Source organism: Rhizobium sp. USDA 4016, assembly GCF_056279705.1.
The window spans coordinates 2,047,673-2,072,956 of record NZ_JBWCCY010000002.1; the positions used below are offsets into that span (position 1 = coordinate 2,047,673).

The 25,284-nt window shown below is 59.9% G+C and carries 21 protein-coding genes and 3 pseudogenes; 11 read left to right on the plus strand and 13 right to left on the minus strand.

Annotated features, from left to right (window positions below):
- The first annotated feature begins 455 nt into the window (after positions 1–455).
- Positions 456–1,520: a class II fructose-bisphosphate aldolase gene (gene fba, locus ACZ9DP_RS10835; RefSeq protein ID WP_074071393.1), complete on the plus strand. Its 1,065-nt coding sequence runs from the start codon at positions 456–458 to the stop codon at positions 1,518–1,520.
- Positions 1,521–1,528: 8 nt separating this feature from the next.
- On the opposite strand, the gene ACZ9DP_RS10840 is transcribed toward fba, so the two are convergent.
- From ACZ9DP_RS10840 to ACZ9DP_RS10870, 7 genes and pseudogenes are all read right to left on the minus strand, one after another.
- Positions 1,529–3,274: a glycerol-3-phosphate dehydrogenase/oxidase gene (locus tag ACZ9DP_RS10840; protein ID WP_476201614.1), complete on the minus strand. Its 1,746-nt coding sequence runs from the start codon at positions 3,272–3,274 to the stop codon at positions 1,529–1,531.
- Between the two features lie 28 nt (positions 3,275–3,302).
- A pseudogene (locus tag ACZ9DP_RS10845) lies at positions 3,303–4,854 on the minus strand (FGGY-family carbohydrate kinase).
- A 37-nt stretch (positions 4,855–4,891) separates the two neighbouring features.
- On the minus strand, positions 4,892–5,734 hold the full coding sequence (locus ACZ9DP_RS10850; RefSeq protein ID WP_074071390.1) for a DeoR/GlpR family DNA-binding transcription regulator: 843 nt from the start codon (positions 5,732–5,734) through the stop codon (positions 4,892–4,894).
- A 182-nt stretch (positions 5,735–5,916) separates the two neighbouring features.
- Entirely contained in the window at positions 5,917–6,864 is a 948-nt protein-coding gene (locus tag ACZ9DP_RS10855; protein ID WP_074071389.1) for a D-ribose ABC transporter substrate-binding protein, read from the minus strand.
- Between the two features lie 111 nt (positions 6,865–6,975).
- Positions 6,976–8,028: an ABC transporter permease gene (locus ACZ9DP_RS10860; RefSeq protein WP_074071388.1), complete on the minus strand. Its 1,053-nt coding sequence runs from the start codon at positions 8,026–8,028 to the stop codon at positions 6,976–6,978.
- A gap of 23 nt (positions 8,029–8,051) precedes the next feature.
- Positions 8,052–9,596, minus strand: a complete 1,545-nt coding sequence (locus ACZ9DP_RS10865; RefSeq protein WP_476201615.1) for a sugar ABC transporter ATP-binding protein — start codon at positions 9,594–9,596, stop codon at positions 8,052–8,054.
- Positions 9,593–10,249: a DUF2291 family protein gene (locus ACZ9DP_RS10870; protein WP_476201617.1), complete on the minus strand. Its 657-nt coding sequence runs from the start codon at positions 10,247–10,249 to the stop codon at positions 9,593–9,595. Before ACZ9DP_RS10870 ends, ACZ9DP_RS10865 begins: the two co-directional genes overlap by 4 nt.
- 795 nt (positions 10,250–11,044) lie before the next feature.
- Between ACZ9DP_RS10870 and ACZ9DP_RS10875 the strand changes: the two genes are divergently transcribed.
- From ACZ9DP_RS10875 to derI, 7 genes and pseudogenes are all read left to right on the plus strand, one after another.
- Complete coding sequence (locus tag ACZ9DP_RS10875) at positions 11,045–12,619, plus strand: FGGY family carbohydrate kinase (protein ID WP_476201618.1); 1,575 nt, start codon at positions 11,045–11,047, stop codon at positions 12,617–12,619.
- 38 nt (positions 12,620–12,657) lie between these two features.
- Positions 12,658–14,169 (plus strand): glycerol-3-phosphate dehydrogenase, encoded by a 1,512-nt coding sequence (locus tag ACZ9DP_RS10880; RefSeq protein WP_476201620.1) that lies wholly within the window; start codon positions 12,658–12,660, stop codon positions 14,167–14,169.
- An 11-nt stretch (positions 14,170–14,180) separates the two neighbouring features.
- Complete coding sequence (locus tag ACZ9DP_RS10885) at positions 14,181–15,113, plus strand: sugar phosphate isomerase/epimerase family protein (protein WP_074071384.1); 933 nt, start codon at positions 14,181–14,183, stop codon at positions 15,111–15,113.
- 72 nt (positions 15,114–15,185) lie between these two features.
- Positions 15,186–16,121: a sugar-binding transcriptional regulator gene (locus ACZ9DP_RS10890; RefSeq protein ID WP_074071383.1), complete on the plus strand. Its 936-nt coding sequence runs from the start codon at positions 15,186–15,188 to the stop codon at positions 16,119–16,121.
- Between the two features lie 99 nt (positions 16,122–16,220).
- Positions 16,221–16,997: a DeoR/GlpR family DNA-binding transcription regulator gene (locus ACZ9DP_RS10895; RefSeq protein WP_476201623.1), complete on the plus strand. Its 777-nt coding sequence runs from the start codon at positions 16,221–16,223 to the stop codon at positions 16,995–16,997.
- Positions 16,994–17,761 (plus strand): annotated as a pseudogene (locus ACZ9DP_RS10900) (triose-phosphate isomerase); the annotation flags it as partial. The gene ACZ9DP_RS10895 and the pseudogene ACZ9DP_RS10900, both read left to right, overlap by 4 nt.
- Positions 17,762–17,776: 15 nt before the next feature.
- Positions 17,777–18,232 carry a D-erythrulose-4-phosphate isomerase gene (gene derI, locus ACZ9DP_RS10905; protein WP_476202261.1) on the plus strand — a complete coding sequence of 152 codons (456 nt, stop codon included), beginning with the start codon at positions 17,777–17,779 and terminating at the stop codon, positions 18,230–18,232.
- A gap of 257 nt (positions 18,233–18,489) precedes the next feature.
- On the opposite strand, the gene ACZ9DP_RS10910 is transcribed toward derI, so the two are convergent.
- From ACZ9DP_RS10910 to ACZ9DP_RS10930, 5 genes and pseudogenes are all read right to left on the minus strand, one after another.
- On the minus strand, positions 18,490–18,765 hold the full coding sequence (locus ACZ9DP_RS10910; protein WP_092584589.1) for a hypothetical protein: 276 nt from the start codon (positions 18,763–18,765) through the stop codon (positions 18,490–18,492).
- A gap of 157 nt (positions 18,766–18,922) precedes the next feature.
- Positions 18,923–19,228 (minus strand): annotated as a pseudogene (locus ACZ9DP_RS10915) (DUF6481 family protein).
- Positions 19,229–19,250: 22 nt separating this feature from the next.
- Positions 19,251–19,475 carry a hypothetical protein gene (locus ACZ9DP_RS10920; RefSeq protein WP_074071378.1) on the minus strand — a complete coding sequence of 75 codons (225 nt, stop codon included), beginning with the start codon at positions 19,473–19,475 and terminating at the stop codon, positions 19,251–19,253.
- 131 nt (positions 19,476–19,606) lie between these two features.
- Positions 19,607–19,816, minus strand: coding sequence for a cold-shock protein (locus ACZ9DP_RS10925; protein WP_003588915.1), 210 nt, complete (start codon positions 19,814–19,816; stop codon positions 19,607–19,609).
- 572 nt (positions 19,817–20,388) lie between these two features.
- On the minus strand, positions 20,389–20,610 hold the full coding sequence (locus ACZ9DP_RS10930) for a hypothetical protein (protein WP_476201625.1): 222 nt from the start codon (positions 20,608–20,610) through the stop codon (positions 20,389–20,391).
- A 381-nt stretch (positions 20,611–20,991) separates the two neighbouring features.
- Here ACZ9DP_RS10930 and ACZ9DP_RS10935 point away from each other — a divergent pair, with 381 nt between their 5' ends.
- Together ACZ9DP_RS10935 and ACZ9DP_RS10940 are read left to right on the plus strand one after the other, a co-directional pair.
- A complete protein-coding gene (locus ACZ9DP_RS10935) occupies positions 20,992–21,480 on the plus strand; it encodes a cupin domain-containing protein (protein WP_476202263.1) in 489 nt (162 codons plus the stop codon).
- A gap of 375 nt (positions 21,481–21,855) precedes the next feature.
- Entirely contained in the window at positions 21,856–23,322 is a 1,467-nt protein-coding gene (locus tag ACZ9DP_RS10940) for an MDR family MFS transporter (RefSeq protein ID WP_476201627.1), read from the plus strand.
- A gap of 19 nt (positions 23,323–23,341) precedes the next feature.
- Here the strand turns inward: ACZ9DP_RS10940 and ACZ9DP_RS10945 are convergent, their stop codons facing one another.
- Positions 23,342–24,157 (minus strand): pirin family protein, encoded by an 816-nt coding sequence (locus ACZ9DP_RS10945; RefSeq protein ID WP_194731565.1) that lies wholly within the window; start codon positions 24,155–24,157, stop codon positions 23,342–23,344.
- 161 nt (positions 24,158–24,318) lie between these two features.
- On the opposite strand from ACZ9DP_RS10945, the gene ACZ9DP_RS10950 reads away from it, so the two are divergent.
- Positions 24,319–25,140: a DUF1206 domain-containing protein gene (locus tag ACZ9DP_RS10950; protein WP_476201629.1), complete on the plus strand. Its 822-nt coding sequence runs from the start codon at positions 24,319–24,321 to the stop codon at positions 25,138–25,140.
- The last annotated feature ends 144 nt before the right edge of the window (positions 25,141–25,284 follow it).

The window sequence follows — 25,284 nt, forward strand, 5'->3', positions numbered from 1 at the left end:
GACCATGGATTCCGCAATGGACCAACCAGGAGAAGTGGAAATGTTGCCCTGACATCCCCGTTCCCCTTGACCTTCCTCATATAAGGGTTTGTCACTCCCTGCGTCCACGAGCTGGCGCGACCAACAGCTGCAGTTTCACTGAGATATTGCGGCGGAAAAGTCCGCTTTGCCACCAACAACCAACAATTCTTCGGCTGGAAAGGAGAAGCGCGGTGCAGCGAGCATTTATAGGGCTACTGCCTTCCTGGTCACTGCTCCGATCGGTTGACGCATGCGAAGATGGCTTCCCGCAAATATCATACTGATTGTGATATTGTTATTCCTGCTTGTTACATTCCTCCTCCTATGCCATTCTGCCCTTTACAAATTGGGCGCGCGAACAGCCCGCGCGCCTGGGCTCTACTTTCGACAGGATGGCGGCGTTCCGTTCGACCATCGATATGGGGAAATCTTGAATGGCACGCATCACGCTGAGGCAGCTGCTCGATCACGCTGCGGAGGAAGGCTACGGCGTTCCTGCTTTCAACATCAACAACATGGAGCAGGCACTCGCCATCATGGAGGCCGCGGACGCGTCTCGTGCACCGGTTATCATGCAGGCGTCGCGCGGAGCGCGCGCCTACGCCAACGACATCATGCTGAAGCACATGATGGATGCCGTCGTCGAGATCTATCCACATATTCCGGTCTGCGTTCATCTCGACCACGGCAACGATCCGTCGAGCTGCATGACGGCGATCCAGGCAGGCTTCACCTCGGTGATGATGGACGGTTCGCTAAAGGCGGATGCCAAGACACCGGCTGACTGGGCCTACAATGTCGGCGTCACCAAGATGGTGACGGACATGGCGCATTTCGGCGGCATCTCAGTCGAGGGCGAACTCGGCGTTCTCGGCTCGCTGGAAACCGGCATGGGCGAGGCCGAGGACGGCCACGGCGCCGAAGGCAAGCTGTCGCATGACCAGCTGCTGACAAACCCCGACGAGGCCGTAAAGTTCGTGCGCGAAACCAAGGTCGATGCGCTGGCGATCGCCATGGGCACGTCCCATGGTGCCTACAAATTCACCCGCCAGCCGGACGGATCCGTGCTGGCGATGAGCGTCATCGAAGAGATCCACCGCAAACTGCCGAATACGCACCTCGTCATGCACGGCTCGTCGTCAGTCCCGATCGAACTGCAGGAGATCATCAACAAGTACGGCGGCCAGATGAAGCCGACATGGGGCGTGCCGGTCGAAGAAATCCAGCGCGGCATCAAGAACGGCGTGCGCAAAGTGAACATCGATACCGATGGCAGGATGGCGATGACCGGCCAGATCCGCCGAGTGCTGCAGGAAGATCCGAGCGAATTCGACCCGCGCAAATATCTTAAGCCGGCGATGGCTGCGCTCAGCAAGCTCTGCAAGGAGCGCTTCGAACAGTTCGGCACGGCCGGAATGGCAAGCCGGATTACGCCGCTTCCTGTGTCGGAAATGGCCAAGCGCTACAAATCCGGTTCGCTCGATCCGGTCTTCTCTTGAGCTGCAGCCTATGCTGACGCGGGGTGCTGTGCCTGCTTAGGCCCGGCGGCAGGCATCCTGCTTGCGAGCGTCTGGCCATGGAAATTTTCAAGCTGGTTGACGACGTCCTCGATCTCGCCTGCAATGCGTTCTGCGTTCCAGCCGAGCGCAGCCCCGGCGACACCGGCGATTTCCCGCAAGCCTTCGAGCTTCAAGCGGCCTTCGATAGCAAGCGTCGTGCGCCGAAGGACGATATCTGAGAGGTGTACGACGAGTTCGTTTCGAGCAATCCAGTCGACTTCCTTGAAACTGTAGTGCCCCGCGCCCGTCAGCCGCTGTTCATCGGAATATGCCGACGAGAAAGAGAGCACGGCCGCAGCCGTCGTTCCGTAGCGGCCAAGCAGTTCGTCCACGCGCTCGACCGGCGCGTCGGTCCACGCCGCGATTTCCTTGATCCAGACGCTTCGTTGCTGCACATCCATTGGGAAGGCCTTTCCGCCACCGATCGGCAGGTAGCGGGTCGACTGCTTGCGAACATGCTGCAGGCGCGCGAGAACGGAATCGGCAACTTCCTCGGCAAAACCGCGGAAAGTAGTCCACTTTCCGCCGACCAGCGAGATGATCGGAAACGGCCTGCCTTCTTCCGGCTCCTTCACTGGTGCGGAATGATCGCGACTGATCAGCCCCGGGGCGGTCGCGTCGGAGGCCGGCAGCGGACGGATGCCGCTATAACTGTAGACGATCTGATCACGATCGAAGCGAAGCGTCGGTAGCAGCGAGCGGACGCTATCGAGAAAATATTCGGTTTCCGGTTCCTCGCAGCGGACATTATCCGGGTCGTCGGCAGGGATATCAGTGGAACCGATGAGCGCCATCCCGAGATAGCTGTAGACAAGGCAGATGCGCCCATCATCGGCCTCGAAATAGATCATGTGGCCGTTCAGGCCGCGAACCAGCTCAGGATGATCCAGCAGAATGTGGGAACCCTTGGTACCGCCGATCATCCGAGAGGGAGCGCCGAGCGCCCCATTGACATGATCGATCCAGGGACCGGCGGCGTTCACCACCAGTTTGGGAGACACAGCAAATTCGCCGCCGTCCGGTTGCCTGAATGTCAGCCGCCCGCCGGAGACTGCCGCAAGCGTCGCGAAATTGGCGGCAAGGCTCTTCGTATTTGCCTCAAGTCCGTCCATGACGAGTTCGTAGACGAGCCGCTCGGGCCTGCTGATCTTGGCGTCGTAATAAATTCCGCCGGCGACGATTGCCGGGGTGAGGTGCGGCATTTCCTTGCGCGCCTTCTTTTTCAGGATCAGCCGATGGCGCGGCATGACCTGGTCGCGTGATCCAAAGAAATCGTAGAGCCTAAGCCCGATCTTGATGAGAACGGCCCCCCGGCTGCGTGGCGCAGTCTTGGAGCCAAGCAGCGTGCGCAGCGCTGCCCAAATACCCCGTGTCCAGGAGAATACCGGTATGAAAGTAGGCAATGGCTCGACGCAATGCGGAGCGTTCTTCAGCAGCAAATTGCGCTCCAACGTCGACTGGGCGACCAAGCCGAACTCGCCCGTCTCGAGATATTTCAGGCCACCGTGAATAAGGCGCGATGGCGCAGCACTCGTCCCGGAGCCGAAATCGGCCTTGTCGACGATCACGCAATTGACGCCTTGCGCCGAAAGGTCGCGAAACAGTCCGGCACCATTGATGCCCGCTCCGATGATCAGGACGTCGATGTCGCCCTGTCCAAGGTTCGAGAAGCGTTGCTGCATGTCGGGAGTCATGATCTTGTCGTCCTAAATCGCCCACACATCAGTGCCGGGGTTCTGCCTCGTCGGTTACCGATTGCTCCGGCGCAAGGCCGGCAATTTTCGGCCAAAGGGGCGTCATAGCGTCGGCGATCTGGCGGAAGACCCGGTAGCGTTTGTCGTAGTCCGCACTGCGTGCCGCATCCGGCTGGCACGTCTTCGCGATGCGGGAGATGTCGCGCGGATCGCTCTGCGGATCAGCATAAACGCCGGCGCCCGATCCGGCGCAAAGAGCAGCACCCCAGGCGGCGGCCTCATCCGTTTCGGTCACGGTCACCGGTATGCCGAGCACATCGGCGAACATTTGAACGACCAGCGGATTGCGCGAGACACCCCCGGCAAGCCTTGCCTCTTCAAATTCAAAGCCGTCGCCAAGTGCATCGACATGGATGCGATGATTGAAAGCGATACCCTCAAGCACGGCCCGCAGCATGTCGCCGCGATCGTGCCAGCCGCCGAGGCCGAAGAAGCCGGCACTTGCCAAAGCACCATAGGGCGAGCCGAACAGGTAGGGATGGAAGGAGCGCCGTCGATGGCCGATCGAAAGCCGCATCGATTTCCGGCGCGAGCAACGCGTGAATGGAGCTGCCTTGCGCCTCGCCCTTCGTCCGCTCGCCGGCGCACAGCTTGTCGAGAAACCAGTCGTAATTCGCGGTCGATGCCGGCGAGATCGACATGTTATTCCAGATGCCGGGCGCGATGCCGTTGCGGCAGAACCAACGCCGGTCGACCCGCGGTTCCGACGATAGCGTCTCATTGATCGAATAGGTACCGGCAATGACGGCGACGACGCCCTTGGCATAGCCGCCTGCCCCGAGCGCGGAGGCCGTGACATCATGCAGCCCGGCAACGACCGGCGTTCCCTTGGCAAGGCCGGTCAGATGCGCCGCCTCACCTGTCACCCGCCCGATGATCTGATCGGAACGCGCGGCCGGCGGCAGAGCATGGACAAGTTTCTGCAACCCAAAGAGCCTCAGGGCCTCCTGGCTGTATTCCTGTGTCTTCACATCGGTAAAGGAGGTACTTGCCTCCGTGCGATCCGTACCAACGATGCCTGTCAGGCAAAACCGCAGCCAGTCCTTGCAGCTCAGGAAATGACCAATGCGTTTGAACCGCTCGGGTTCCATGTCGCGGATCCAGGCAAGCAGTGTCGATGGTGCGGAGACATGCGGGATCTGACCCGTGAGCTCGATGGCTTGGTCGGCGACATCGCTTTCCATCCACCGATCGATGACGGCACCGGCCCGGCTGTCCAGGGACAGGATGGCCCGGCCCAAAGGTGTCCGTTCGTGGTCGAGCAGATAGATGCCATCCCCGTGGGCCGTTGCCGCGATGCCCTGGATGTCGCTTGCCGGCCGATTGCTGAGAGTGATCGCCTCCCGAATCGCGTCAACCGTCGCGCTCCACAATTCGTCCATGTCCCGTTCGATATGGCGGGCATTTGGGATAAACTGCGTGACGCGGCGCCGGGCGACTGCGAGCGGCGTGCCGTCAATATCGAAGATGACGGCCTTGGTGACCGTCAGGCCACTATCGATCCCGAGCAGACTCGGCATTCGCTTTTACCTCGCTATCAGCAACGGGCTTGTCCGGTCACGAGCGCCCTCCGGCGCCCTTGGCGATGACAACGTTGATATCTCTGGACCGCATGCGGTCGATGTGCACCGGCTGCGTCTTGTCGTCGACGATGACGACGTCGAACTCGTCCAGTGCCGCGAAACTGTGAAGCGCCCGCTGCTCGAACTTCGTGTGATCGGCAAGCAGGATGCGCTTGACGGAACAGTCGAACATGGCACGCTTGGTATCGACCGTCTCCGGGGATTGGTGCAGAACCGTGCCGTCGCTGATCGCCGACATGGAGATGAACGCGACATCGGCCCTGAGACCTCTGATCTCGTTTATGGTCATGCGACCCATGAAGGCGTTACACCAGTTGTAATACTGTCCACCGAGTGCGAGCAGCGTCACGTCGTGCATGCCCTTCAGCGCGTTCATGAGCGTCAGCGAATTGGTGATGGCCGTGACCGGTACCTTCGACGGCAGATGCGCCGCCATCTGTAGTACCGTGGTCGAATCATCGAAAAAAATGGCCTGCCCCGGCTCAACGAACTGCATCGCCGCTTCGGCGATCAGCTTCTTCTCCGCCGACTGGCGGTTCGAGCGATAGACCTCGCTTGATTCTATGAGATTGGTTGCAGCCGCAGTGACGATGCCGCGCGTCTTCCTGAAGAGACCGCGGCTGACAAGTTCGTCCACGTCGCGATGAGCAGTCATCAGGCTGATCCCGAAACGGTCGGTGAGGTCTTCTATCCGCATCGAGCCTTCATTCATGACGGCCTCGGCAATCATGCGCCGGCGAGCGATCTGGCGCGTCTGGCGGCTGTCGCTCGTAAGCTGGTCCAACAGATCGTCGCCCTGGCTCGTCTTCTGTGTCACGGGTCACCCTTGTCGCTGAACTCTGGATCCCAGCTTCGTACAGTGATTGCCGCCCCAAGGCAAAAAGGCGACATGGAACGGGCGGTTGCGGCCCACAAGTTAGCGTTTCCGGCATCCGAAGAGCCGAGCAGCCTGTGCCGCCGTCGCTGAAAGGGGCGCCTTTTCGAGCGCCCCTTCGACGATTACTGCGACAAGACGAACGGACCCGTGTACTTATCCACATTGTCCTTGGTGATCAGCAGGCAATCGAAGAGCTGTTTCTCGCTCTTGGCACCGGTGTTGCCAGTCTTGATGATGCTGTCTGCCTGCTTCACCGCTTCTTCGGAGAACACGGCAACCGGCTGCAGGACGGTGTACTGGAGTTCACCTGCCTTGATGGCCGCAACAGCATCCGGAGAACCGTCAAAACCGCCGACCTTGATGTTGGCGAGCTTGCCGGCTTCCTTGAGAGCGGCGATGGCGCCCAGCGCCATTTCGTCGTTGCCAGAGATGACGCCGACGATGTCCGGGTTTGCCTGCAGCATGGACTGCATCTTGTTATGGCCCTGAGTACGGTCCCAGTTGGCGACTTCCTTGGCAGCCTTCTTCAGGTCCGGATACTGCGAAAGCACGGTCTCATAGCCGTTGGAGCGCGTCGCGGCATTGTTGTCCGACGGTGCGCCGAAGAGTTCGGCATAGTTGCCCTTGTCGCCGATAGCTTCGACCCACTGCTGGGCACCGAGTGCTGCACCCTGGGCGTTGTTGGAAACGAGCTGCGCCTTCGCCAGGCCTTCCTGGTTGATTTCCGCGTTGACGAGGATAACCGGAATGCCTGCGGCAACGGCCTTCTTCACCGCACCGACGGAACCGTCAGCATTCGCCGGATCAAGGATAATCGCAACCGACTTGTTGGTGATGGCCGTATCGATCAGGTTGCTTTCGGTGTTGGTGTCACCCTTGTGCGCGCTGACCGAGGCGGTATAGCCAAGCTTTTCGGCGGCGGCTTTGGCAACGTTGCCTTCCGTCAGCCAGTACGGGTTCGACGGGTCGTTGACGATGATCGTCATCATCCCGGCCGCCCAGGCCGAGCTTGCAAGAAGCGGCGCCACAGTCGCGGCGGCAAAAAGAATGCGCATGCCTTTTTTAAACATAGTCTCTCTCCCACTAGTGAGCTCAGTTATTGCCGGAGACCCGGCGGTGCTTTCCCCAATCGGCCTTCATGGAATCCAGCCTGCCGTCGCGGATAAGTTCAGTTGAAGCCGTCAGGACGATTTGACCCGGCGGCCGTATTGGATGCTGTTCATGAGGACGGCGAGAACGATCACCGCGCCGGTGAAGACGGTCTGCCAGTAGGCTGAGACGCCGATGATTACGAGGCCGTCAGAGAGGAAGCCGATGACGAAGGCCCCGAGCATGGTGCCGCGAACCGTACCGCGGCCGCCGGTCAGCGCTGCACCACCGATGACGACGGCTGCGATCGCCGTCAGTTCATACGTGGTGCCGGCAGTCGGACCGGCGGAGGTCAGCTGCGACGACAGCACCAGGCCGGCGATCGCGGCACAGGCACCCGACAGCACATAGACGACGATCTTGACGCGCTTGACGGGAACGCCCGAAAGGTCGGCCGCACGTTCGTTACCACCCGAGGCATAGAGCCAACGGCCGAAGGCCGTTCGGCTCAGCACGATGCCGCAGACGATTGCCAGAACCGCAAGCACGATCACGCCGATCGGGATGCCTCCGAGCCGGTTGAAGCCGAGCCAATCGAACCCGGTATTGCCGAGCTCCGGGCGGCCGCCGAGATTGTTGTAGGTCAGGCCATTGGTCATCAATAGCGCAATACCGCGGGCTACATAAAGCACACCCAGCGAAGCGACGAAGGCCGGCACCTTGAGGTAAGCGATCAGCACGCCGTTGACGGCACCCACCAAAGCACCAAGCGCACATGTGATGATGACGACGGCCCAGACCGGCGGATAGAGGATGACGCCGAAATAGTTGAGCGTGACGCCTTGCATCATGAAGCCGGCGATGCAGCCTGCGAGCCCCAGCGTCGAGCCCACCGACAGGTCGATGCCGCCGTTCAGGATCACCAGCAGCATGCCGATTGCCAAAATGCCAAAGATCGCGACATGCGACGCCATGATTAGGAAGTTGTTCAGCGTAAAATAGTAGGGTGACAGGAATGAGAAGACTGCGATGATGACGATCAGCGCAAAGAATGCCCGGCCTTCCAGGATGAGACGCACGACGTTGGTATTGCGCTTCTGCCCGGTGGAAACTGACTTCTTCTCGACGATGTTTGTGACTGACATACTCAGCGCTCCATAGTTCCAGGCTAGTGCGCGACCACGGCTTCGCCGGAGGCTGCCATGATCTTTTCCTTGGTGACGTCCGAGCCAAACTCGGCCGATATCCTGCCGCGGTGCATAACGACGATGCGGTGCGCGATGCTCAGGCATTCATTGACTTCGGATGTCGAATAGATGACCGCCAGTCCCTGCTTGGCGCGCTCCGCGAGCAGCTTGAACACTTCGGCCTTGGCGCCGATATCGATTCCGCGGCTCGGCTCGTCGAGCAGGATCACCTTCGGCTGGGTTGCCAGCATCTTGCCGATGACGACTTTCTGCTGGTTGCCGCCGGACAGCGAGCCGATCGCTGCCGCGCCGCCATCGGTCTTCACATGCACCCGGCGGATCGCATCGTTGACGAGATCGCGCTCCCGATGGCCGGAGGTGAACAGCCCCTTCGTAAAGGCGCCGATGCTCGCAAGCGACAGATTGGATCCGACCGTCATCGTCTGGACCAGGCCATCGCGCTGGCGATCTTCGGGTACAAGGACGAGACCGCCGGCGATGCGTCCGGCGATGCTGAGCCCGCCGACGTCCTGTCCTTCGAGCAGAACCTTGCCGCCGTTCGAACGCAGGCGACCGGCGATGCATTCAAGGAGTTCGGTCCGCCCGGCCCCCATCAGCCCGTATATGCAGACGACCTCGCCGGTGCGCACCTGCAGCGATAGGCGGTCGACCGCATTATAGGCAACGCCGGAAGGACCCGGAACACTCAGGTTTTCGATGGAAAGCGCCACTGCGCCGAACTGATGGCCTTGCGGTGGATTGCCAAGGTCAAAGTTATCGCCGACCATGTTGCGGACGATCCATTCGAGGTCGATATCCTTGCGCTCCGCATAGGCCGTCATGTTCCCGTCGCGCAGGACAACGGCGTGGTGGGTGATCTGCAGGGCCTCTTCCAGATGATGCGAGATGTAGACGATCGAGACGCCGCGGCTGGTTAGGTCGTGGATGACCTTGAAGAGCACTTCCACTTCGGTGGCGCTCAAAGCCGAAGTCGGTTCGTCCATGATGAGGATACGCGAATTGATAGAAAGGGCGCGCGCGATCTCGACGATCTGCTGCTGGCCGAGGCGGAGATCCTCGACACGCGTCAGCGGATCGATGTCTTCCTCGAGCTCTTCCATGAGCGCACGTGTCTGGCGCTCTTCCTCGGCGAAGTCGACAACCCCACCCTTGATGATCTCTCGACCCATGAAGATGTTGTCACGGACGCTGAGATTGGGTGCCAGGCTGAGCTCCTGGTGAATGATAGAAATCCCGCACCCGCGCGCATGGGTCGACGATGCAAAGCTGACAGGCGAGCCGTCGAGGATGATCTCGCCAGAACTCGGCTGCACGACCCCCGAAAGGACTTTCATCAAAGTCGACTTGCCCGCGCCGTTCTCTCCGAACAGAGTCGTGACCTGGCCGCGGTGGATGTCAAAGTTCACTCCTTTCAGGGCGTGAACATTGCCATAGGACTTGGCGATGTTGCGAGCGGCAAGAACGACCTCGCCCCGGCTTCCGGAGTTGCATAGCGGCTGGCTCATTTGACCTCGACCTTCACCGGCGTGACGAGCCAGTTCTTCGGGTTGATGAGCTTGAAGACACCCACCACGGTCGCCGTCTTTCCATCCAGCGTGTCAGGATCGAGGCCTGCAAAGACCGTCTTCTTCATCTCGTTGTTGATGGCCGAACCGGCATCCTGATACTGGATCTGGTTGGTAAACTGCCCGAATTCGATGGTTCCGGTCGCGTCACGGAGGTCCGTGCCATTGACCGCAGGACCGGTCTGGACACGGACCACCGTCTCGGGAGGCAACCCATCGACTTTTATCTCGTTAATGTTCGCCTTGCGGGCGCCGAAGACACCCGTCAGCGTAACAGGAATCACCGGTCCGGTGCTCGTCGCAGTGCCGTATTTTTCGGCGGCTGCCTTCTTGTCGGCAGCGATTGCGGCCGCAAGCTCGGCGACCGCAACGGCCCGATCCTCGACATTCGCCTTAATCTTCGGGAACTGCTCTGCGCCGAAAGTCTCCGCGGAAAATGCCTGTTGGCGGACATCGTCGGCGGAGCCGATCTTGACGACCGTGGTATCGAGCGCAATCGCTCCAACGACGATGACGGCAAGCGCCGCGCTTGCGATGAGCTTGAAATTGCCGCTGCTCGGCTTTGATGCTGCATAATCAGGCGGTGTACTCATGTCCGGACGGCCTTTGACTTGAATGGCAGGGAAAGAAGGGCGAGCGCGGCAGCAATCGCAGACCGGCGGACCCGTTGTGCCGCACCAGAGCAAAAAATCGGCGGATCACCGGCAGGACCGCAACCGTGGACAAAAATCCTCATTGGGAAGCCTCCTCAGCAAGACCGGCGACTGTCTCCTCCAACCACCTGGACCTGCAGCTCTCGATCCGGAAGCGCACCTCCGTGATAGAACTATGTTATTTACGTCGCAAACGATGTTATAATTTTCGACACATGTCAACGGCAACTTGATGAGAACCTGAGCAAAAACGCGTGACTTCGCGTTCAGTTTTTCCCGCTGCAGCGCGGAATAATTGGAAGCAAACGCACAAACTTTCCTCTACGCTTCGCACCCGGCATAGGCATATAACTCGCTGTACAGATTGCGTATTATCCAGATCCGGCGCAGCGGAGACTGGCGATGATGACGTTGCGGCCCAATCTTCGCAAGCGGCTTTCTACACTCTTATGCGATTTATTCTAGATGAAAAAAATTTCAATGCCAGCAAAATCTTACTAGCCTTATGGTATCGTTATGTTATGTTTCGCAACGAGGCCTGTCGGAGGTTCGGCCACATATTCCATCCAGGATTTTCAAAAGGCAGAGCAGCTTGCCGCAGGCCAAAAGGACCGAAGTAGTTGGCAGCCGGATGCCGAATCCCCAACGAATCTTGCCGATCGGGAGGACTTCAGATGAATTGGACGCGCGTAACAGCCGCCGAGGCGCTCGCAATAGAGGCGGGATGGTCCTGCGATGACATCGACTGAGAAAATCATCATCGGGATAGATGCCGGTACCTCCGTCATCAAGGCGGTGGCCTTTAATCTGTCCGGACGCCAGATCGCCACGGCCTCCGTACGCAACAGATACACGACGGGAGACGACGGCTCCGCAACGCAGTCGCTGGGTCAGACTTGGCTTGATTGCGCCAGCGCGTTACGTGGCCTCGGAGAAAAAGTACCCAATCTCGCATCACGCACCGCAGCCGTCGCGGTCACCGGCCAGGGCGACGGCACCTGGCTCGTCGGCCGCGGCAATACGCCGGTCGCTGATGCCTGGCTATGGCTCGATGCGCGCGCCGCACCGACCGTCACTTCGCTTGCCGGCGGAAATGAGAACCGTGCCCGCTTCGAGGCAACGGGCACCGGCCTCAACACTTGCCAGCAGGGTGCGCAACTCGCCCATATGGATCGCTTCACACCGGACCTTCTCGACCGAGCGGAGACGGCGTTGCACTGCAAGGACTGGCTTTATCTCAACCTGACAACCGTGCGGGCGACCGATCCGTCCGAAGCGAGCTTTACCTTTGGCAACTTCCGGACGCGGCAATATGATGCGGTGGTGATCGATGCGCTCGGCCTGAGCCATAGACGGGCGCTTCTGCCTGAAATCATCGACGGCACCGAGATCAGTCACCCGCTGACGTCCGAGGCGGCGAGGGCCTGCGGACTTCTTGCCGGTACGCCGGTCTGCCTTGGTTATGTGGACATGGCGATGACGGCGCTCGGTGCAGGCGTGCGCAGCGGCGCTCGCAATGCCGCCTGCTCGACGATCGGCTCGACGGGCGTGCACATGCGTGCCAAGCCCGTTGCTGACGTTCAGCTCAATCATGAGGGAACGGGCTATGTGATCGCCCTGCCCATCCCCGGCATCGTCACCCAGGTCCAGACCAACATGGGCGCTACGATCAACATCGACTGGATCCTGGACGTCGCCGCCTACTTGATGGCCGAGGCGGGCAAGCCTCATTCGCATGCAGACCTGATTGCGCGCATCGACGGCTGGTTTGCGGAAAGCCGGCCGGGTTCGGTGCTTTACCATCCCTACATCTCCGAAGCTGGGGAACGTGGGCCTTTCGTCAACGCCAATGCGCGCGCGGGCTTCACGGGGCTTTCTACGCGCCACGGCTTCCCCGACCTGCTGCGCAGTGTGGTCGAAGGGTTGGGGCTTGCCACCCGCGATTGCTACGCGGCAATGGGCGCGATGCCCGAAGAGTTGCGGGTCACGGGCGGCGCAACACGCTCGCTCGCCCTTCGCCGTTCACTCTCGGCCGCCGTTAACGCACCGATCCGCCAGTCGCGCCGCGATGAGACGGGGGCCGCCGGCGTGGCGATGATGGCCGCGGTGGCCGTCGGCGTCTATTCCAGCATGGACGAATGCATTGCCGACTGGGTGACGCCGCTGCTCGGCGACGCGGAGATTCCGGATGTAAACGAGGCTGCCCGGTTCGACCGGCTATTTTCCGCCTACACCGATGTGCGCCAGGCAATGGCGCCTGCCTGGGGCAAGCTCGCCCGAGCCGCAACGACATCGCTGGTAGGCGAGTAAATCAAGTTTTGATGCAGCAGGCATCGAAGGAGCATGACATGACTGAACCCGACCTCCTGGATCTCTTCGTCATCGGCGGAGGCATCAATGGCGCGGGAATCGCACGCGATGCTGCGGGCCGCGGGCTGAAAGTCGCGCTGTGCGATAAAGACGATTTGGCACAGGGAACCTCGTCTCGTTCGGGCAAACTGGTGCATGGCGGTCTGCGTTATCTCGAATACTACGAATTCCGCCTGGTGCGCGAGGCGCTGCTCGAGCGTGAAGTGTTGCTCAATGCCGCGCCGCATATCATCTGGCCGATGCGCTTCGTCCTGCCGCACAGCCCGCAGGATCGTCCGGCGTGGCTCGTGCGGCTCGGCCTGTTCCTTTACGATCACCTTGGCGGCCGCAAAAAGCTGCCGGGGACACGCACGCTCAATCTGCTGCGCGATCCGGAGGGAACCCCGATCCTCGATCAATACACGCGCGGCTTCGAGTATTCCGATTGCTGGGTCGATGACGCCCGCCTCGTGATCTTGAATGCGGTCAGCGCGGCGGAAAAGGGCGCTACTATTCTCACTCGATCGGCAGCAATCTCGGCGCGTCGTGAGAGCGGCAGCTGGATCGTTACGACGAAAAACAGCCTCACCGGAGAGACGCGAACCTTCCGCGCAAAATGTCTCGTCAACTGCGCCGGCCCCTGGGTGATGGACATCATCAATCGTGTCACCGGCTCGAACTCCGGCCGCAACGTCCGTCTCGTGAAGGGTAGCCATATCATCGTGCCGAAGTTCTGGGCCGGCTCCAATGCCTATCTGGTCCAGAACCACGACAAGCGCGTCATTTTCATCAACCCCTATGAGGGCGACAAGGCGCTGATCGGGACGACCGATATCGCCTATGAAGGCCGCGCCGAGGATGTGTCCGCCGACGATGCGGAAATCGATTATCTGCTGAAGGCGGTCAATCGCTACTTCAAGGAGAAGCTACGCCGGGAGGATGTGCTGCATAGCTTCTCCGGCGTTCGTCCACTTTTCGACGACGGCAAGGGCAATCCGTCCGCCGTTACCCGCGACTATGTCTTCGATCTCGACGAGACGGGCGGCGCTCCTCTGCTCAACGTCTTCGGTGGTAAGATCACCACATTCCGTGAACTTGCCGAACGGGGCATGCAACGTCTCAGGCATATTTTTCCGAACATGGGCGGAGACTGGACGGAGAAGGCGCCGTTGCCCGGCGGCGAAATTCCGAATGCCGACTACGAGACCTTCGCCAACAGCCTGCGCGATGCCTATCCATGGATGCCGCGCAAGCTCGTGCATCACTACGGCCGTCTCTATGGCGCCCGCACGAAGAATGTGATTGCGGGTGCGACTGGCATCCAAGGGCTCGGGCGGCATTTCGGCGGGCAGCTTTATGAGGCCGAGGCCCGCTATCTCGTTGCGACGGAATGGGCCGCGACGGCCGAAGACATCCTCTACCGCCGCACCAAGCATTACCTGCATCTGAGCGAAGCGGAACGTGCAGCCTTTGACGAGTGGTTTGCTTCAATCCGCCTTGCCGCAGCTTGAAGGATATTGCCATGCCGCTGACCCTTTCGCTCAATACCAATCCACTTGTGAACCGCTTCGCAGACCCCGACGACCTCATCGAGACGGTCGCGCGAGACTTGAGGATCCGCGACCTCCAGCTGACCCACGAATTCATCAATCCGAGCTGGCAGGCGCCCGTGATCCGCCGTCTGGCGCGCACGATGAACGCCGCGCTGAAGCGCACGGGTGTGCGGATCACATCAGGCATGACGGGGCCCTATGGTCGCCTCAACCACTTCGGACATCCAGATGCCGATGTGCGCCGCTATTACATCGAATGGTTCAAGACTTTTGCCGACATCACCGCCGATCTCGGCGGCCACTCCGTCGGAACGCAGTTTGCAATCTTCACCTACAAGGACTTCGACGATCCGGTCAGACGCGAGGAACTGGTCAAGATCGCGATCGACTGCTGGGCCGAGATAGCCGACCACGCACGCGCCGCAGGCCTTTCCTGCATCTTCTGGGAACCGATGAGCATCGGTCGCGAGTTCGGAGAGACGATTGCCGCATGCCTGTCGCTGCAAAAGCGGCTGGCAGCCGCCGGATTGGCCATCCCGATGTGGATGATGGCGGATATCGATCATGGCGACATCACCTCCCCCAACCCCGACGACTACAACCCCTATGCCTGGGCACGCGCCGTCCCGCCGGTATCGCCGATCATCCACATCAAGCAGAGCCTGATGGACAAGGGCGGACACCGGCCCTTTACTGCAGAATTCAATGCTAAGGGCCGCATTCAGCCCGCGCCTCTGCTCCAGGCACTTGCCGAAGGTGGGGCGAAGGACAATGAAATTTGCCTGGAACTCTCCTTCAAGGAACGCGAGCCGAACGATCGTCAGGTCATCCCGCAGATCGCCGAAAGCGTCGCCTTCTGGGCGCCGCATATCGACACTGGCGTCGCCGACTTGAACATCTAAGGCGGGCATCTTTAAAAGGCAGCACTGCGATGCGGCGGAATCGCCGCCTGTGACATTCGAAAGGGAACCGTGATGACGGACGCCGATGATACGCTGGCCGTGCGTGCTGCCTGGCTTCACTATGCGGGCGGGCTAACGCAGTCCGACGTCGCCCGGCGCCTCGGCGTGCCATCGGTAAAGGCGCATCGCCTGATCGCGAGAGCGGTTGCCGATGGCGTCGTCAAAGTCACCATCGACGGGGATATCGTCGAATGCGTCGAGCTGGAGATGCGGCTTTCCGAACGGTTCGGGCTCCAATATTGCGAGGTCGCACCCGATCTCGGCGAGGAAGGCTTACCGCTTCGCGCTCTCGGCCATGCAGGCGCCGGCTATCTCAAGCGCGAGATCGAGCGCGGCGACAATACGGTCATCGGCCTTGGTCACGGCCGCACGCTTTCCGCCGCCGTCCAGTATATGCCGAGGGTGAACGCGAAGGGCCTGCGCTTCGTCTCGTTGCTTGGCGGCCTGACACGAAACTACGGCGCCAATCCCTATGACGTGATGCACCGTATCGCCGAAAAGACCGGTACCCATGCCTATGTCATGCCGGTTCCCTTCTTCGCCAATACCGGCGAGGACCGCGAAGTGTTGAAGGCGCAGCGTGCCGTCAAAGAAGTCTTCGATCTGGCCAATAACGCCGATCTGAAGCTCGTTGGCCTGGGGACTGTCGATGCAGAGGCGCAGCTTGTTTTGTCCGGTGTGGTTGAGCCCCGTGAAATGGAGGACATTGCCGCCGCAGGCGGTGTGGGCGAAATCCTCGGGCACTTTTTCGACGCCGACGGCCACATCCTTGAGACGACGCTAACAGCGCGCACGCTCTCCGCGTCATTCCCCAAAACCACGAGCGAGCGGCTTGTGGCGCTGGCGGGTGGACAGGCGAAGGTGCCGGCCATCCGGGCAATTCTCAACAGCCGCCGCCTTTTCGGGCTTATAACGGACGAGCGAACCGCGCAGGCACTGTTGGAGTAGCATATCAAGAAAACAAGTTTTCATCGCAAAATAACACAAGTAGTGTTGATTATCACGAGATAATCGTTATTTTGATATCAAACGAGGGCGGAGACCGGGATGAGGCGGGAAGAGCGGCAGCAGTTGATCGTCAACCTGCTCGTCGAAAACAAGACCGTCGATCTCGACGACCTTGCCGATCGCTTCGCCGTGTCGAAGATGACGATCCATCGCGATCTCGACGATCTCGAGCAGGAGGGTGTCCTGCGCAAGGTTCGGGGGGGCGCGACCATCGATGCGGGAATGCAGTTCGAAAGCGACTTTCGCATTCGCGAGCGCCAGGGCACCGAGGCCAAGCTCGCAATGGCGCAGACCGCGCTGGAACTGGTCGAGCCGGGAATGACCGTGATGGTAAACGATGGCTCAATGGCGGCCGTGCTCGGGGAAATGTTGCTGCAGAAGCGTCCGCTGACGTTGATCACCAACAACGCGGCGATCATGGAGCGGCTGAAAGGCGAAAGCGGCATCACGCTGATCGCGCTCGGGGGCATCTATTCGGCGAAGTTCAACGCCTATCTCGGCGTCGTCACCGAAGAGGCACTGTCGCGACTAAGGGCCGACATCGGCTTCATTTCCACACCGGCCGTCAGCGGCAGGCTCGCCTACCACATGGACGACAACGTCGTGCGCGCCAAGCGGGCGATGATCGCATCGTCGGCCAGGACCTGCCTCCTGGTCAACCACCAGCGCATTGGCCATACCGCACTGCATGTCATGGCGGATCTCGCCGATTTCGACGCCGTTATAACCGACATCGCACCGGATGCTGCTTTCCTGGCGGAATTCGAGCAGGCGGGCATTACGCTCACCATCGCATCAACGCAGGATCCGACATGACCGAAAAACCGCGCTTCTGGATTGGCACCAGCTGGAAGATGAACAAGACGCTTGCGCAAGCTCAACATTTCGCGCGCGGCCTCGAAGCCGCGGATGCCGTGCGCGACCCGCGCATCCAGCGCTTCGTGATTCCGCCCTTCACGGCGGTACGCGAGGTCAAGGCGATGCTTGCCAAGACGTCCGTGAAGGTCGGCGCGCAGAACATGCACTGGGCCGAAGAGGGAGCCTGGACGGGCGAAGTCTCGCCGGTGATGCTGAAGGACTGCGATCTCGATCTCGTCGAGCTCGGCCATTCAGAGCGGCGCGAACATTTTGGAGAGACCGACGAGACAGTTGGCCTGAAGACCGAAGCGGCCGTTCGCCACGGTCTCATTCCGTTGATCTGTATTGGCGAGACGCTCTCCGACCGTGAAAGCGGGAAGGCTGCCGAAATCCTAGCGGCCCAGGTGCGTGTTGCACTTTCGAAACTTTCGAGCGGCCAGAAGAGCGCCGAGATCCTGCTGGCATACGAGCCCGTCTGGGCGATCGGCGAAAAGGGCATTCCGGCGACTGCGGATTACGCAGATGCCCGCCAGTCTGAAATAATCGCCGTTGCCGAAGCTGTGCTCGGCCGGAAGATCCCCTGCCTTTATGGCGGGTCAGTCAACCCACAGAACTGCGAAGAACTGATCGTGAGCCCGCATATCGACGGGCTCTTCATCGGCCGTTCGGCCTGGAATGTCGAAGGCTACCTCGACATCCTGACAAAATGCGCCGCCAAACTCTCAGGAGAAAGAACCATGAAGCTTGCCATTGCAGGAGACAGCGCCGGCGAAGGCCTCGCCAAAGTACTGGCCGACCATCTAAAAGACCGCTTCGAAGTGCACGAAGTCTCGCGCACCAGCGCCGGTGCCGATCCTTTCTACGCCAACCTCTCGGACCGCGTCGCCTCAGGCGTCATCGACGGCGCCTACCACAAAGCGATCCTCGTTTGCGGCACCGGCATCGGCGTCTGCATCTCGGCCAACAAAGTTCCGGGCATCCGCGCCGCCCTGACGCACGACACCTATTCTGCCGAGCGCGCCGCGCTTTCCAATAATGCGCAGATTATCACGATGGGAGCCCGCGTCATCGGAACGGAGCTTGCAAAGTCGATCGCTGATGCGTTTCTTGCCCATACCTTCGACGAGAACGGTCGGTCTGCCGGTAATGTCAAAGCCATGGATGATCTCGACGCGAAGTACAAGGCCCGTTAATCCGTGCAGACGATGGAGCCGGATCCGGAGATTGCCCAATGCCACGATCGTCAGAGCGGCACGGGTGCGCCATGGGCATGCTACGACGATCGGGAAGCCCCGCTTTCCACTTCCACATCCGCCTGACCGACGATCGTTGCAGACAATTTCAGAAGCAGCTCACAGGCCGCGTGGCCGGCGCGGCCGAAGAGGACATTAGCTCGTTTGCTCCCGGACTGCTCACGGCAGAGCCGGCTGGAGATTGCCAGCAGCTGTTGTCATGCCCGATCATATGTAAACGAGGTCAGCAGGGTCGTAACGAAATTACTCGCCCTTTCCTTGACCAGGACTTCCGTCCATTCATCTGTCCCCCGCAGCCTCAGGTCCGTGTAAATGCTGTCCACGGCTGCCTCTTCGATACGCTTGATATGCGTCTTGAATGAAGCCTCGCCGCCGCCGTGATACATGTCTCTGATAACCATGCGCAGAATTTCCTGGATAGCGATCTGCCAGGCCGTATTGATCGACTGAAGTTCCTTCGTATCCTGTGCCATTGAAGCTTCCTTTGGTGTGAGTGAACTGTCAGCAAGCCTCTGGCCAATGCAGTTGGTGCCCCCCAACCGCACAAGTGCATCTCCAGGGTGCTTCACGTTCAAGACAGGGCGATGCGGGAAGTCTCAGCGAGGGCGATCTCCGAGCGCCGCCGATCAACTACGCTTGTTTTGCCTTGCGGTTGGCATACCTGCGATGCGAACCTTTTCGGCTCTCCCGGGTATGATTTTCGGCTAGCGCAGCAGCCAGTTGCTTCCATCTCAAGGCGGCTCCGCTCATCGAGCTTCAGTCGCGTGCGCTCGAGGCGTCGAGCATCCCGCGCCGCAGCAACCGTCGTGCGCTCGGCCTTGCCTTGCCACCCCGATCGGGCTCGGCCACAGTCTTTGCGACACGATATGCGTTAAGCTGAGCTGACTTGGCCCCCGCAGCTTCGGCGCGCCGGTCTGAAAGCTCGTTATTTTTCATCCAAATGGGGGTGTGATAGCGGTCATCTGGCCTTGGCGCGTTTTGCAAGCAGGGCGGAGGTTGCCAACACGGGGTCATTGAGTTCCCTTGCAAGGCGCGCCTCACGAAGCCGTAAGGTCTTCGCCTCTCGGGACTTGGCAACGGAGTCGAGCTCTTCGACCGCCTTGTTCTTTGCGAAGAACTGCGTCTGGATACTGCCGAAGGCAATCTCCGCCTGTTGGCGAGATTTGCTGTAGGTCTCTGTCATCTTGGCTCCGATAGGGCAGGCTCGACGCGCGAGCGAAAGCAAAAAGGCCAGGCAAATCGCCTGGCCCCGAATTGATAACCTGCTTCCGGCAGTGCCAGTACATCCGTGGTCAAAGGAAAGCAGATATCGATTTAAGCGTTCTGAAGATTGCAGGCCGACATCTTGCCCGACTTGTTGTCGCGCTCGAGATCGAAACCAATCTTCTGGCCCTCGACGAGTTCGCGCATTCCGGCACGCTCGACGGCAGAGATGTGAACGAAGGCGTCAGCGCCGCCGTTGTCCGGCTGAATGAAGCCGAAGCCCTTGGTGGAATTGAACCATTTAACTGTGCCAGTGGTCATGATGAACCCTTTCATAGCAATATTGAAGAACCGCAGCGCCAAGCGATGCGGACGGGATAGCGATTTTTGAAAGGAAGTTCGTTCAGGCCGCGGTGCCAATCGCGCGATAACCAAGCTAGCAAGCAAAATTCGACAATCAGTCATATAACTGACCTAAGCCGCGTCGTCAACTATTAGTTTGTCGTTGATGTACACGTCATCTTTTAGTTGCTCTCGCCACCCCTACACGTGATAGGGCGACCTTCTCGAAGAACATCGTGCTGTGAACTGCCGAAGGGCGTTCAGGAAGCAGGCCAGGGCTCAGGCAATCGTCGCAGATTCCGCAGCCGTCCGGGTCCATAAGCTGGCTTCGGCGGCAACACAGACAGATAAAGGAGCTCTGCGACGGCCCGCATCGTTGCGGCGGCAGTATCTCGATTTCGTAACAGGAAGGTTCAACTGATGACGGGGCCATTTTTTTCACTCCTCTTACGCTCCCGCATTTGAGATAGGAACGGCAGTCCGCTCCTGCAAGCACCCAATGGAGCCGCACGAGCGGATGCCGGGCGGCGTAGTTCCTGCTAGTCTCGCGGTCAGGTCATGTGCCGGCGGGTGATGCCGGGATCGAGGCCGTCGCAGACGAGGGTGACGACGATCCGCGATCCGTCTGGAATATGCGGAGAGCGGCGGCTTCGGTTCCCCGGGCGTGATCCCGCGGCGGTCACGAAGCGGCTGCCATAGTGCCGCGCCGCCTCGATTTCGGTAAGACGTGAGCTGCCGACGCACCAGATGGCGCCCGATAAACTGAAGATCAATGTCGATCAGCGTCAATTGCTGGTCGACACGAGCAACCGCGACGGTCTCGTCAAGGCCGGCGATACCGTCGAACCATTCGAACTGATTAAGGTCGGCCGAGATTGGCGAGCGCCACAAGTTCGATTTTGCGAACGCCAGCGATACGGACAATAGGCTTGGTCACCGCTTCGGTATCATCTACACTCTCGACGAACCAGCGAAGCGGTCTTCGATCGCCAGTGGTTCTCCGATCGGCGAGGTGAACGGTGTACCGGCACTGGGAACTGCCGATGCAGGCGACCATTGTTGTCGATTAGATGTCAGACCCGGTGCCGGCTGGTCCGCACCGAGCCTGCCGATGTCATCGACGCTGTTCGCAAACTCAACCTACGGGAGGCCGCCTGACCGAGCAAACCAGATCCCAGCACCATCATGCGCAAGACCATTGGCGCGAGAATGGTGTCAAAGTCATTCCCGGCAATTCGCTCGATCCGAATACGGCGCAGACACCTGGCATGAACCGCGCCACCGCCGTCAGCAAGGCGCGCGCCGGAGCGGAGAAGATCTGGGCCGGCACCGTGACGATCCATGCCAATGCCAAGACCGGCGCTCACCATCATGGCGATCTCGAAAGCATCATCTACGTGGTCAAGGGCAAAGCCCGGATGCGGTGGGGAGAGGAGCTTCAGTATACGGCTGAAGCTGGTCCTGGCGATTTCATCTACGTGCCGCCATTCGTTCCCCATCAAGAAATCAACGCCAGTCGGGACGAGACCCTGGAATGCGTCCTCGTCCGCTCGGGCCAGGAACCGGTGGTCGTCAACCTTGATATCGAACCGGTCGAAAAGCCGGAAGAGGTCCGCTGGATTGATCCAATCCACCGCGCGTGATTGATCGGTAACGCGCATGGACGGAATAATGTCGAGGAGTTTCGCTTTGTTCGGTCATCCGCGCGCTTAAGACGCATTCCAAGCTGACGTCAGTCTGCTCAGTCGAATCCGGCGATTCACTTGCGATCCATGGTGCTTTCGTACCTGATTTTGGTCAGCAACTCTCTGATTCCATCGCAATTTAAGTCCAACGCGTCTCTGCTTGCCTGCGAACAAGAGCTGATGATCGGCAGGAATAGATATTGCTGGGCAGCCTGGGTAGCGCTCAAATCGTTGCTTGACGCGAGGGACCTGAGGAGTAGTTAGGTCCTCATGCAATAGCCCGTCATCGCTGCCAAGCCCCTCACGGCCCCCCTTTTTTCTGAAGAGCCATCTATGCCTGAAAAAACTTCCCATCGCGGGCTCGTTGTGGTCGCGATCATGGCAAGCATGGCGATGATTGCCATCGAAGCAACGATTGTTTCGACGGCGATGCCGCAAATCGCCGCCCAGCTGGGGCAGATCAACCTCTATTCCTGGGTTTTCTCGTCATTCCTGCTGACGCAGACGGCGACAACCGTTGTATTCGGCAAGCTCGCGGATATTTATGGCCGCAAACCGATGATCCTCCTGGGTATCGGATTGTTCCTGTTCGCATCCGTGCTTGCCGGCTTCGCATGGTCGATGCCGTCGATGATTGCTTTTCGGCTGCTCCAGGGTATTGGTGCAGGATCGATTCAGCCCGTCGCCATGACGGTAGTTGCCGATCTTTTTCCCGGAAACCAGCGCGGCAAGGTCCAAGGCTACCTCGCAAGCGTGTGGGCGCTGTCGGCCGTCGTCGGCCCGCTCCTCGGCAGCCTGATCATTCACAATCTCCCATGGGCCTGGGTATTCTGGATCAACGTGCCGGTCGGACTTCTCGCCGCATTGGGGTTCATACTGTTTTTGCACGAGGAGAAGCGGAGCCGAGTGGTCTCTGTCGATGTGCTCGGCGCCGCACTTTTCGCCATTTCGATTTCCTCACTGATGATTGCTTTGACGGAAATGGAAAGTGCCGTTTCCGGCCAAGCCATCGCTGCCCTCGTCGTCTTTATCGTCACTCTGGCCGCTTTCATCTGGCAGGCGCGTCGTGCCGAGGCGCCCATGGTCGCTCCGGACCTGTGGCTGAAACGGCCGATAGCGTTCGCAAATCTGGCGGTCTTTTTCGCAAGTATGTCGATCATGGGTCTGACGACCTTCCTTCCGATGTACGTGCAGACGGTTCTCAACCGCTCGCCTCTCGTGGCAGGTTTCGCGTTGACCATGTTGCTGCTGGGTTGGCCCTGCGGTGCAACGATCGCATCCCGTCAGTTTGCCCGCTTCGGTTTGCGACCCATCATGATCGCCGGCAGCGTCTGCATTCCGGCGGGCACGTGCCTGCTGGTTCTGCTGACGCCCTCGAGTTCGGCTGTCCTGGCTGGCGCTGGATCATTGGTGATGGGTTTCGGCATGGGATTGCTCAACATCTGTGCCTTGATCCTCACTCAGGAAAGCGTGAACTGGTCTGAGCGCGGCAGTGCTACCGCCTCGAACGTCTTCTCGCGCAACCTCGGTAGCACGCTCGGCGCAGCCGTGCTCGGTGCAGTACTGACATATGGCCTGGCGCACACCGCCAGCGGCCAGGCGATAACGCCGGAGCAACTGCGGGCGCTCTTGAATGGCACGGGTGCCGTCGTCGCTAGTGCAGAAGAGCTCCGGCTCGTCCTTCAGCATGCACTACATTCTACCTTCTTGGTCATGCTGGTGACTGCCTTATTGATCGTTCCAGCCTGCCTGTTTGTTCCGCGACCCTTGGAACGTCGGGAAATGCAGCAAGAGACCTGAGGAAGCGATCTCCGGTCGATCACGATCCGAAAAGACGCCACCTGTGGCGAAGTTTCCGCCATCGCAGGAACGCCCGAATGACGATTGACGACGGGATCTTCTTATGGTCGCCAACAGTCCCGCGCTTCGTAACCGGTGCGTTCGAATCCAGAAGAAAGGCGACCAACTTGCTTGATGCCTTCGCCTCCAATTCGGGGTTATCATCAGATGAAAGAAGCCCCTGCTCTCCTCCGGCAAAGGTCTGCGTATCGACGACCACGGAACCGCTGAAGACGTAAAAATAGAGGTCCCGGCCTTGCTTTTGCGGGAACTTCACCCGTGCGCCCGAATCCAGCCGCACGTCGAAGAAGTCGATCGCGTTACGGACATAAAATGGCGCCTCCTCCCCTTCCGGACCGACCAGGTGCCGCCAGGAGTTTGCCGCCGTCACCGGGATCGGTCCGTGCTGGATCTTCGGCTCGAGATCGGCCGCCCGAGGGCGAACAAATATCTGCAGCATCCGCAGAGGTGGATCGGATGCCAGCGTCTCTTCGGAATGCCAAAAGCTTACTCCGGCATTCATCACCATGAGATGATCGCGATCGATCACCAGTCGGCCACCGGCCTTGTCGTTGTGACGCATGACGCCTTCGGGCACCCAGGAAATGATTTCGTCGTTCTTATGCTCGTGCATCTCGATCAGGCGACCAGGATCGAGGATGGATTCAACGACCATGGCGAGAGGGCCTTGGCCATGATCGGTCGGCTTCGGATTCAGCCACCCCGGCATGTTGAGGTGCGCGACGAAACCTCCCGTTTCCCGTACCACGAACGTCCGTTCGCCCTTGCGCAGCATCGCATCCTCCATGCCTGTAAGGCAGTGACGGCACAGGTCCACTAGCTATCCACCAAAGGAGGTCGATGTCTACGATCCATGGGGACCTCTGCGAGTCCTTCAGCAAACTTTCGGAGGGTTGGCGCGTTAACTTCGCGCATTGCGACGGACAGGGAACGCCGATGACCAAAGAATTTCGATTTGATGTACTTGCCAAAGGCGGCTATGCGGCGCGCGGCGTGGTCTTTCTCCTTGTGGCAGGGTTCGCCCTCTTCTCCGGCGTGGAGGGGGGCCGACCAGAAACGAAGTCCGCGCTTTCAACGCTCCTTGGCCAGCCGCTCGGCCGCGTCTGGGTCGGATTGATTGGCCTCGGTCTGCTAGGATTTGTTGCCTGGAGGTTGGCCCAGTCCCTAGCGGATAGCGACGGCCACGGGAGGGACGGAAAGGCTTTGGCGATCCGGGCCGCGCTCCTCGGCAGCGCCATCACCTATCTCGGGCTAGCCGGATACGCACTTGGGAATGCCTTGTTCCTGGGAGGAGGTAGCGAGGGTTCCGGTGAGAAGGGTCTGGCAGGATGGATTATGTCGCAGCCGTTCGGTTCCTACTTTGCGATCGCCGTTGGGGCTGGCTTGGTCATCGGCGGGATCGTGACGGCTGTGAAGGGCATCACCAGGACGTTCGAGCGCTACGTTCAGATACCTGATAGCAAGCGTATCGTGACATTGGTATGCATCTACGGTCTCGTCGCTCGCGGCGTAGTGTTTGTGGTTACCGGCGTACTTTTCGCATATGCAGGTTTCCGAGTGGATCCGGGACAAGCCGGAAGCATGGGTGATGCCCTGGAATGGCTCCTCCAGCTTCCGTTAGGATCCTTCCTCTACATCGCCGTCGCCTTTGGGTTGGCAGCTTTCGGAATATACAATCTTGTGGAGGCACGGTACCGCGTCATTTCTGGTCTATCGTTAACGGACGCTAAGCGTTCGATCTCGATTGCGGGCTCCTGATAGTACTTTCCCGGAGGTCGGCTCCCATAACTTTGTCCATAGTTATTCTTCCTTGCCGCAGTCGGAGTGTGTTTCGGCATAGCGTTTGACCCCACCGTATGAATTGGACATTGACCCCGACAGCCCGCTTAAATCTGCAATCGA